The organism is Flavobacterium sp. (assembly GCF_043756175.1).
Lineage (GTDB): Bacteria > Bacteroidota > Bacteroidia > Flavobacteriales > Flavobacteriaceae > Flavobacterium.
In genome coordinates, this window is sequence record NZ_JAYURN010000118.1 from 1 (window position 1) to 10657 (window position 10657).

The following is a 10657-nucleotide window of genomic DNA, read 5'->3' on the forward strand; positions in this document are numbered from 1 at the left end:
CACGAACATACTTTTCTTGATTTAGTAAAAGCTTTAGATGAAGTAGAAGGAATCGAAAGATTGAGAATTTCCTAAAAAAAATAGGGGTCAAAACTTTATTTTAATAAATATTTATATATTTGCATTAAAATTAATGGGGTATAACTTTTAAAAATCAATTTTTATGTCAACAATTCGTTTTCAAGCATTAAAAGAAGCATCAGGTAGAAAACCTGTAAAATTTGAAGAAGCCGACAGAAAGTCGAACATTTTCGGTGCAAATGTGTTTAATGACAAAGCAATGAAGCAGTTTCTTACTTCAGATGCGCATAAAGGAGTGAAAGATGCCGTGCAGCACGGAACAAAAATTGACAGAAAGTTAGCCGATTATATCGCAATGGGTATGAAAGAATGGGCGCTGTCTAAAGGGGTGACTCATTATACACACTGGTTTCAACCACTTACGGGAACAACTGCCGAAAAACACGACGCTTTTTTTGAAACCTCTTATGATGGGAGTGATGCAGTAGAAAAATTTGGTGGTGCACAACTAGTACAACAAGAACCAGATGCTTCAAGTTTCCCTAATGGAGGAATTAGAAATACATTTGAAGCCCGTGGTTACACCGCTTGGGATCCAACATCTCCAGCATTTATATTCGGTACAACTTTATGTATCCCAACTGTTTTTATATCTTATACAGGAGAAGCTTTAGATTACAAAACACCATTGTTACGTGCTTTGCATTCGATAGATCAAGCTGCGGTCGATGTTTGTAAATATTTTGATAAAAATGTAAAAAAAGTAACTGCCACTTTAGGTTGGGAACAAGAATATTTCTTGATAGATACTGCTTTAGCAAATTCTCGTCCTGATATTTTGATGACAGGAAGAACTTTGCTAGGACATACTTCGGCAAAAGGACAACAGTTAGACGACCATTATTTTGGTTCAATACCAACAAGAGCGTTAAATTATATGCGTGAGTTGGAACAAGAATGTATGTATCTTGGTATTCCAGTAAAAACACGTCACAATGAAGTAGCGCCAAATCAGTTTGAGCTGGCTCCAATTTTCGAAGAAACAAATCTTGCTGTAGACCACAATTCATTATTAATGGATGTGATGCAAAAAGTAGGAGAACGTCATGATTTTAAAGTTTTATTTCACGAAAAACCTTTCAAAGGAGTAAACGGTTCTGGAAAACATAACAACTGGTCATTAGCAACAGATACTGGAATTAATTTATTAAGTCCGAGTAAAACACCAATGAGTAACCTTCAGTTTTTATCATTTTTTATCAATACTATAAAAGCGGTAAATGATTATGAAGAATTATTAAGAGCTGCTATTGCCACTGCAACTAACGACCACAGATTAGGAGCAAACGAAGCACCACCAGCAATTATTTCGGTATTTATTGGAGAACAATTGACAAAAGTTTTGGCCGAATTAGAAGGTGTAACAACTGGAAAATTATCTCCGGAAGAAAAAACAGATTTAAAACTAAATGTTGTAGGTAAAATTCCAGACGTACTTTTAGATAATACTGACAGAAACAGAACATCGCCATTTGCATTTACAGGAAACAAATTTGAGTTCAGAGCCGTTGGTTCTTCTGCAAATTGTGCCAATGCTATGACAACTTTAAATACAATAGTTGCTAAACAATTGAAAGATTTCAAAAAAGAAGTTGACGCTTTGATTGAAACAAAAGACATGAAAAAAGATGATGCTATTTTCAATGTTTTAAGAGAATATATCAAAAAGTCTAAAAAGATTCTTTTTGAAGGAGATGGTTATAGTGATGCTTGGGAAGTAGAAGCTAAAAAACGTGGTTTGAGTAATTTTAAAACTACTCCATTAGCATTAAAAGCTAAAGTTTCTAAACAAGCACTAGATTTATTTTCGGAAATGAATGTCATGAATCATGTTGAGGTTGAAGCTCGTTACGAAATCGAATTGGAAGAATATACTAAGAAAATTCAAATTGAAGGTCGTGTTTTAGGTGATATTGCTCGTAATCATGTGATTCCAACAGCGATTAAATACCAAAATACATTAATAGAAAATGTAAAAGGATTAAAAGATATTTTTGGTGATGAATTCAAAAAAATTGGTAAAGAACAAATTGTTTTAATCAAAGAAATTTCCGAACATATCGAAGGTATTAATACCAAAGTAGAAGCAATGACAGAAGCTCGTAAAAAAGCAAACGTTATTACAGATGCTCAAAAAATGGCCGAATCATATTGTGATGCTGTAAAACCATTTTTTGATGATATTCGCGAGCACTGTGACAAACTAGAATTGTTAGTAGATAACGAAAGTTGGACATTAACTAAATATAGAGAGTTGTTGTTTACGAAATAAATTTAAAATACTTTATATTTGAAGCCGTTTGAGTAATCAAATGGCTTTTTTATTGGTATTGTTTTTGATTAACTAACAATATTTTGCAATAAATTGGGTTAATTAATTAAATGAAGAAACTTTTTATCTACATATTATTTTTGGCAAATATTTATCTAGCAAATGCGCAGGAGCAATTCTCTGTGTATTTTGATAGTAATAAATACGAATTGTCAGCATCAGAAAACAAAGAACTTCAAACTTGGATAAGTCAAAACCCAACAAGTAAAATATTAGCTATAAATGGTTATACAGATGAAGATGGAACCAATCAACACAACGATTCGCTCGCTTTAAAAAGAGTTGATAAAGTGTATCAAAACATAAAAGAGAAAGTGAAAATTCGAGAGGATTTTAAAACACGAAGCTTTGGTGAGAACTTTCAACAATCAAAAAATAAAGCTGAAAACAGAAAAGTAACGATTTACTATTTATTCCAAAAAGATATTGTTCGTGAGGATGAAGTTTTAGGTATGAAATCAAAGAAAATTGTCAAAACCAAAAAGCCAATTGTTTTTCCAGACAAAGTTGTAATCGATAATTTTAATGGTACAAAAACTGAATACAAACTCGATGTTAAGTTTATGGACGAACTTTGTTATGCAGAACCAGGCACAAAATTAAAACTGAATAACCTGAATTTTATTCTGAATACTTTTGCAGTAACCAATGATTCTCGAGGTAAATTATACGAATTATTGCTTGTAATGCAAGAAAGACCAGAAATGGTAATTAGTATTCACGGTCATTTGTGTTGCGTAACTGTTGACAGAAAAGACTTGTCAACCCAAAGAGCCAAAGCTGTTAAGCAATTCTTAGAACTAAACGGAATAGAAAAAACAAGAATGAGTTTCAAAGGTTTTGGAAGTTCAATACCAATGTATGCTTTACCCGAAAAAACCGAAGAAGAAAGAGCTGCCAATCGCCGAGTTGAGATTGAAGTTATCGAAAATTAAAGTATGAAAACCCTTTTTTTACTTCTTTTATTCTTTGTAAAAAGCGTTTCTGCCCAAGAAAAGTTAGAAGTTTACTTCGATTTTAATAAATCAGAAATAAATCCCAAAGCAAAAATCAAATTGGATTCTTTGATTGCTTCAAAAAAGAAAATCGAAATTTTAAAAATTTACGGTTACGCCGATTCAGTCGACACCAAAAAATACAACGATTCACTTTCATCAAAACGAGCAAAAAACATTCTCAATTATTGTAAAGAAAAAAATATTTCGATTAGTAATCAATTTGAAATAAAAGGCTTTGGCGAAATTCACAGTCAATCTAAAATATCAGACGAGAATAGAAAAGCAATCATTTTTTTTAAATCTATTTTAGCTCAAAAATCAAAACCAAATCCCAATAACTCAGAAAACGGAAGTTTCGATTCGCCAGAAAACCAAGAAATATTAAATCAGTTTTTAGCTTCGGAAAAATCAATTTCTGAAAAATTTAAAAATGCCAAAATAGGTGATATCATCATTATCAATAATATTTTATTTCAAATTAATTCTGAAAAATTAGCAGATGGTTCGTTGCAAATTATATTAGATCTTTTAGAATATTTGAAAAACAATCCGAAACTAAAAATCGATATTCACGGGAATATTTGTTGTAATCGTAACACAAACGATGTGAAACTTTCATACAGAAGAGCTAAATTTGTATTCGATTATTTAATAAAAAATGGAATTTCAACATCAAGGTTGGGTTATAAAGGCTACGGAAGCGCTAATCCAATTTATAAAATTCCAGAAAAAAGTTACCAAGAAGAATTAGCCAATCGCCGAGTAGAAATAGAAGTTATCGAAAATTAATTATATGAAATATTTATGATAACTGAATTACGAATATAAATGAATGTTTCCTCATAAATATAACATATTCCAATAAAAAACAAATATTATCTGCGTATGAAAACACGTTACATTTTACTTTTTTTATGCTTATCAATCACAACTTATTCGCAAGAGAAGTTTGATGTTTTTTTTGATTTTAATATCGATGTTCCTAACGAAAGTTCAGCCAAAAGTTTTCGAAATTGGATTTCAGAAAACCCAAAAGCCGAAATAACTAAAATTTATGGTTATTGCGATAGTGTAGATGACAAATCGTATAACAAAGAATTGTCTGCCAAAAGAATAAATGCAGTGATTAAAATTCTGAAAGAAAATAAATTACAGTTAAGCGAAAATGTTGAGTTAATGCCATTTGGTAAAGACTTTAAACTGTCTAGTAATCAAAAAGAAAACAGGAAAGTAACTCTTTTTTATGACATTCCAAAACAACAAAAAATTAGTGTTGTAACAAGCGAAGAAATGCCAATAGATATTGATATAAATGCTAAAATTGAAAAAGAAGCTAATTCTTTAGTGAGTAAATTTAAAAACGCAAAAAAAGGGGATATCATTACGATTGATAATATTTATTTTCATCTCGACTCAGATAAAGTAATAGAAAAATCGAAACCAATTTTATTAGGGCTTTATAATGTTTTATTAAAAAATCCGAATTTAAAAATTAAAATAAACGGACACATTTGTTGCAATACCGATATTAAAGATGTAAAACTATCTAGCAAAAGAGCGCAATCTATTTACACTTATTTGGTAGAAAAAGAAATTTTATTTAATCGAGTATTCCACGAAGGCTTCGGAAGTTCGCAACCTATTTATAAAATTCTAGAAAAAAATGATTCAGAAAAATTGGCCAATCGCCGAGTAGAAATCTTAATTGTAGAAAAGTAAAAATTCGTAATTCGTAATTCGTAATTCGTAATTCAATTTGTTATCTTTGCCAGACAACAACACAAACAAAAATGAGTTCTGATACTTCAAAAAGATATGCACTTCGAGGCGTTTCGGCAGGCAAAGAAGATGTGCACAACGCCATCAAAAATATAGACAAAGGATTGTTTCCAAAAGCATTCTGCAAAATCGTCCCAGATTATTTAACAAACGACGAGGATTATTGCCTCATCATGCACGCAGATGGCGCAGGAACAAAATCATCCTTAGCCTATATGTACTGGAAAGAAACAGGTGATATGTCTGTCTGGAAAGGCATTGCGCAAGATGCACTCATCATGAATATAGATGATTTATTATGCGTTGGCGCAACCGATAATATTATGTTATCATCAACCATTGGGCGTAATAAAAACCTCATAACAGGCGAAGTGATTTCTGCGATTATCAACGGAAGTGAAGAGATAATTGCCGAACTAAAAACCTTCGGCGTAACCATACATTCTACTGGTGGAGAAACTGCCGATGTAGGCGATATCGTGCGAACACTTATTGTCGACTCGACCGTAACTGCCCGTATGAAACGTAAAGATGTAGTAAACAATGCCAATATTCAACCGGGAGATGTAATCGTAGGATTGGCCTCTTTTGGACAAGCCAATTACGAGAAATCATATAATGGCGGAATGGGAAGCAACGGACTCACATCTGCCCGTCACGATGTTTTCGATAAGTATTTAGCACACAAATATCCAGAAAGTTTCGATGCACAAGTTCCTAACGAACTCGTATATTCAGGAAGTGTAAAACTAACTGATAAGGTAGAAAATTCCCCGATAGATGCTGGTAAATTAGTGCTTTCTCCAACAAGAACTTATGCGCCAATTATCAAAAAAATACTAGAAAAATACACGCCAAACGAAATACATGGTATGGTGCATTGTAGTGGAGGAGCACAAACAAAAATCTTGCATTTTATAGATAATTTGCACGTTATAAAAGACAATTTATTTCCAGTTCCGCCACTTTTCAAACTCATTCAAGAGCAGTCAAAAACCGATTGGAAAGAAATGTATCAAGTATTTAATTGTGGTCACCGAATGGAAATTTATGTTCCAGAAAACATAGCAAATAATATCATCGAAATCTCAAAATCATTTGGTGTCGATGCCCAAATTGTGGGTAGAGTAGAGGCAAGCGAAAATAAAAAATTGACTATACAATCAGAATACGGAACTTTCGAATATTAGGAGCAATTCCCGCTGTGCGCTATATCTTTTCCTTGCTAAAGGAGCAAGAAAAAGGATATCGCTTCCATCAGGGCTAAAATATTTGTAATTTTCAGAAATAATATAATAAATCCGTTCTAATCAGTATAAATCCGCGATATCCGTGGGCAAAAAAATAATTATGTACGAACTAGTATTTTGGAATTATAAAGAAGGAATTTACTTAAACCATCATTTGGTTTACGAAGCCATTTCAGACGAAGAAATAGTCGACGGACTCGAAGATTTACCTATCGAAGTAATCCTAAACCGAATCGCAAACGTTTTCTCAAAATGGCAAAAAGTAGATGAGAAAAGCTGGAAAAATAACGACGGAGTAGGAGCATTTCATATAAGAACTACACCACAAAGTATTAAAATAGATTGCTACGGAACTGAAGGGAAAACCATGGACAAATTGGTAGATATTCTCGAAGAATACAAATGTCCGTTATACGATCCGCAAGTTCCAGAACGTTGTGACGAATTCAATGAATAATACAATTGTTATGAACTTTGATTTTGCTGCAAACTACACTTTAGAAAATGATTTCGTTCGATTAGAACCTTTAAAAGAATCTCATTTTACCAATTTATATACAGAATCATTGCAAAACCAAGAAATCTGGAAATATTCCTCTTTGCCAGCAATTGGAGAAGAAAATTTTAGAAATTACATTCATATTGCATTAAATAATCGAGAAAAACTTAGTGAATATGCATTTGTAGTTTTCGACAAACGAACAAATGAATACGCAGGAAGTACACGTTTTTATGATATACAATTTAGCAATAAAACTTTACAATTGGGTTATACTTGGTACGGAAAACAATTTCACGGAACAGGACTCAACAAACATTGCAAATATTTATTACTCGAGTTCGCTTTCGAAAAAATGAATATGGAACGCGTAGAATTTCGTGCTGATAATGCAAACGAACGTAGCAAAGCCGCCATGAAAAGTATTGGTTGTAAAGTAGATGGAGTTTTGAGAAGTAATATGACAAAACTAGACGGCGGAAGACGAGATAGTATTATTTTGAGTATTCTTCGTGACGAATGGTTTGATGAAGTTAAAGAAAATTTAAGTAATAAGTTATCAACGAAATAAACCTATTATTAAAAACAACAGCTTCCAATTTATCTTGGAAGCTGTTGTTTTTTTAAGTATATATTATTTTTTTATAATCTTTCTTTTATATTCTTTACCATCAACGGATATTTTCATTAAATAAATTCCATTAGGTAAATGTCTAATATCTATACCTTTATTGATAACCTCTTCAGGTGAATTGAAGTTTTTTGTATAAACATTTTGACCAGTTAAATTGAAAATTGAAATATATAAAACTCTATTTAGAACATTATTAATATTTAAAATGAACTCGCCTTCTGTTGGATTTGGATGCAAAGTAATTTCATTTTTAATATTAATATTATTAATCATTAATTCATCGTTTTTAGTCATTACTGTCGAAGGTTTATTTGTTCCTGCTGCTAAACAACTAATTGCAGTCATAGTTCTCGTTCCGTTTGAGTTTGCAACAGTTCCGACACTATTTTTTGCAACCATCGAGTAAGTATATGTTGTGCCAGATATAATTAAATAAGTGTTTAAAAACTGAGTGCCAGTCACATCACTTGCGTAAAGATTTCCGTTTCTATATATATCATACGAAGTTGCTCCTGCTGAAACTGTCCAAGTTAAGTTTATTCTGCTAGTTGTACCTGAGCAATCGGCAAAAGCTGTAACAGTAAATGCTCCTGGAATGCAACTTATTGCTACAACCGATAGTATTCCGTTTGAATTAGATGTTTTACCAATAGTGTTTTTTGCTTTTACAGAATAGGTGTATGTTGTTCCACCAGTAATTAAATAACTATTAATATATTGATTTCCTACTATATCACTATCATATAAAACACCATTTCTATAAATATCATAGGCAGTTGCATTTGCAGAAGTTGTCCATGTTAATTTATTTTGACTTGTTGCAGAAACATTACATTCTGGAGTTACTGTTAATGTAAATGCTCCTGGTAGCGCACAATTAATAGCTGTCACAGACAAAGTCCCGTTTGAATTTCCTGTTTGGGTTGAAGTTGTATTTTTTGCTTTTATAGAATAAGAATAAGTCGTGCCAGCAACAACATTAGTAGTATTTACATAAGTAGTTGCGGTTATATTTGTATCCCACAAAACACCATTTCTATAAATATCATAGGAAGTAGTATTTGTAGAGGCAGTCCAAGTAAGATTAACTTGACTAGTTATATTATTACAAGAGGGAGTAACTATAAGTGAAAAGCTTCCTGGCGCAGGAATTGTACCATTACAAGTCATATTTAAATTTGATTTAAGTGCATTAAAATAAGCCAATGCAAATTTATCTCTCCATGTTGAACTCAATAATTTTGGAGCATCAGTTGTACTGTCAACAAAACCAATTTCGTTTAGACAACCAGTTGTAGAACGTTTTAAAACTCCTAAATTATAACCCAAGAAACTAATATCAGTAGAAACTCTTCTGCTTAACCAATCACCATTTAATACCATCTCATCTTGAACTTTTGTTGCGTAGGCCAACTGAACCGCTGCGCTTTCGTTATTAGCAACTAATCCTGTTGCTGTTGAGTAAAATGTTTCTGTACCAGTTCCGCCTCCTGCATTGCCATGCATGCTTATTAGTCTGTCTGCATTCCAATTTTGAGCCATTAAGGCTCTTTGGTCTACTGAAATCCATCCATTTATATTTGTTGTTCTAGTCATGTGAACTACAACTGATGCACAATTATTCGTTAATAATGTTTTTGTTCTTAAACCTACTTCAAGAGCAGTTTCTATTTCTGTTGCTGTTCTTCCATCGGGATTGTTACTTGTTATAGCTCCGTAACCATGTTCTGGATCAATAACAATAACTTGACAATTTGCGGTAAATGAAAGTATAATGGTAAATAAAAATATATATAATTGCTTCATGAAAATTAAAAGTTAATTTGTGAGGTAAATATTTGTCCGGTTTTTTTGTCATTATAAATTATCATGTTTGTGCCAAAAAAACTCGGATCGCTTTCAAATGAATCTTTTGTTTGCGTGATTTTTTTTGATTTTGAATTGACAACATCAAATAAGTACAAATCTGAATTGCTTATTTCATGTCCATCAGAGCTTTCATCCATAAAACCTAATAGATATTTGTCATTTTTAGACCAAGAAGTAGCAATTCCTATACCTAACTTCGAAATTATTCCAGAACCATCAATATTATAGACAAAAATATTTGGGCCATTATGTACGGCTACTTTTTTTCCGTCATGTGATAAAATTGCATTATAAAATTGTCCTTCTTCGTTAGTAACTACCCACGCTTTTGAAGTGTTTAAATCGATAGCTTCAATTTTTAAAGTCATAATATTAGTGTACACAACAATATTACTTTCTTTTATATTTCCTTTGTATGAAGGTAAATAATTATGATTAATATTTATTCTTTCTGTTTTTTTAGTTTTTATATTATAGTTAAAAACTTCAGAATTCATGATATAGCCATTTTCAGGTTTTACTTTATAAAAAAAAGTTTCGCTATCATTCGACCAACTGTATCCATAACCACTACCTTCGGTTTTTGATATTTGGGTTATCTTTTTTGTTTTTATATTCAATAAGGAAATTCCTTGAGATTTTTCATTAGTTAATAAGATAAATTCACCAGTTGGAGAAGGGATTGGGTTTGCAAAAGTACCCGTTATTTCAACCTTTTTTGGTTTTGATAGTTTTTGAGAAAAAGCATCAGTTGTAATAATTGTTAATGTTAATAGAATCAGAATTCTTTTCATAATTTTGGGTTAAATAATTTGATTATTTCTCAAAAATATAAAAATAAGAATGTTGTCCTATTTTAGTCATTCATAATCCGATAAGAAGTGAAATAGTGTCGTTGAAATACAAAATAAAAGAGAGGTTTTCATTTCGAAAACCTCTCTTTTATAAAAATTAAAACATAAAAACTAAAATCTAATAAATCATTTAAGAAACTAGTTTAAATAATTGTATTTGTTTTTACTGTTTGTGTAATTTGTTATTTTTTCATCATATTAGCGGGCAACAGTTTGCTAGAAACTTCACCAAAACCAATTCTTACTTGGTCGTTCTTACAGAAACCTTTCATAATGACAGTATCGCCATCATTAATAAATTTACGTTCAGAACCGTCTTTCATTTGTATAGGATTTTTTCCTCCCCAAGTTAGTTCAAGCA

General features: G+C 31.7%; 9 protein-coding genes and 1 pseudogene. 7 read left to right on the plus strand and 3 right to left on the minus strand.

What is annotated here, in order from left to right:
- Nucleotides 1–163 precede the first annotated feature (163 nt).
- From ACH2BP_RS09660 to ACH2BP_RS09690, 7 genes are all read left to right on the plus strand, one after another.
- Nucleotides 164–2353: a glutamine synthetase III gene (locus tag ACH2BP_RS09660; RefSeq protein ID WP_395059346.1), complete on the plus strand. Its 2190-nt coding sequence runs from the start codon at nucleotides 164–166 to the stop codon at nucleotides 2351–2353.
- A gap of 110 nt (nucleotides 2354–2463) precedes the next feature.
- Nucleotides 2464–3348, plus strand: coding sequence for an OmpA family protein (locus ACH2BP_RS09665; RefSeq protein ID WP_395059348.1), 885 nt, complete (start codon nucleotides 2464–2466; stop codon nucleotides 3346–3348).
- 3 nt (nucleotides 3349–3351) lie between these two features.
- Entirely contained in the window at nucleotides 3352–4200 is an 849-nt protein-coding gene (locus ACH2BP_RS09670; RefSeq protein WP_395059350.1) for an OmpA family protein, read from the plus strand.
- 96 nt (nucleotides 4201–4296) lie between these two features.
- Nucleotides 4297–5130 (plus strand): OmpA family protein, encoded by an 834-nt coding sequence (locus tag ACH2BP_RS09675; RefSeq protein WP_395059352.1) that lies wholly within the window; start codon nucleotides 4297–4299, stop codon nucleotides 5128–5130.
- Nucleotides 5131–5201: 71 nt separating this feature from the next.
- A complete protein-coding gene (locus ACH2BP_RS09680) occupies nucleotides 5202–6380 on the plus strand; it encodes an AIR synthase related protein (RefSeq protein WP_395059354.1) in 1179 nt (392 codons plus the stop codon).
- Between the two features lie 160 nt (nucleotides 6381–6540).
- Nucleotides 6541–6897: a hypothetical protein gene (locus ACH2BP_RS09685; protein WP_395059356.1), complete on the plus strand. Its 357-nt coding sequence runs from the start codon at nucleotides 6541–6543 to the stop codon at nucleotides 6895–6897.
- 10 nt (nucleotides 6898–6907) lie between these two features.
- Nucleotides 6908–7510, plus strand: coding sequence for a GNAT family N-acetyltransferase (locus ACH2BP_RS09690; protein ID WP_395059358.1), 603 nt, complete (start codon nucleotides 6908–6910; stop codon nucleotides 7508–7510).
- Nucleotides 7511–7573: 63 nt separating this feature from the next.
- Here ACH2BP_RS09690 and ACH2BP_RS09695 read toward each other — a convergent pair whose 3' ends face one another.
- The 3 genes and pseudogenes from ACH2BP_RS09695 to ACH2BP_RS09705 form a co-directional block, all read right to left on the minus strand.
- Complete coding sequence (locus ACH2BP_RS09695; RefSeq protein WP_395059360.1) at nucleotides 7574–9379, minus strand: N-acetylmuramoyl-L-alanine amidase; 1806 nt, start codon at nucleotides 9377–9379, stop codon at nucleotides 7574–7576.
- A gap of 5 nt (nucleotides 9380–9384) precedes the next feature.
- Nucleotides 9385–10236: a TolB family protein gene (locus ACH2BP_RS09700; protein ID WP_395059362.1), complete on the minus strand. Its 852-nt coding sequence runs from the start codon at nucleotides 10234–10236 to the stop codon at nucleotides 9385–9387.
- Between the two features lie 242 nt (nucleotides 10237–10478).
- Nucleotides 10479–10657, minus strand: a pseudogene (locus ACH2BP_RS09705) (fumarylacetoacetase); the annotation flags it as partial.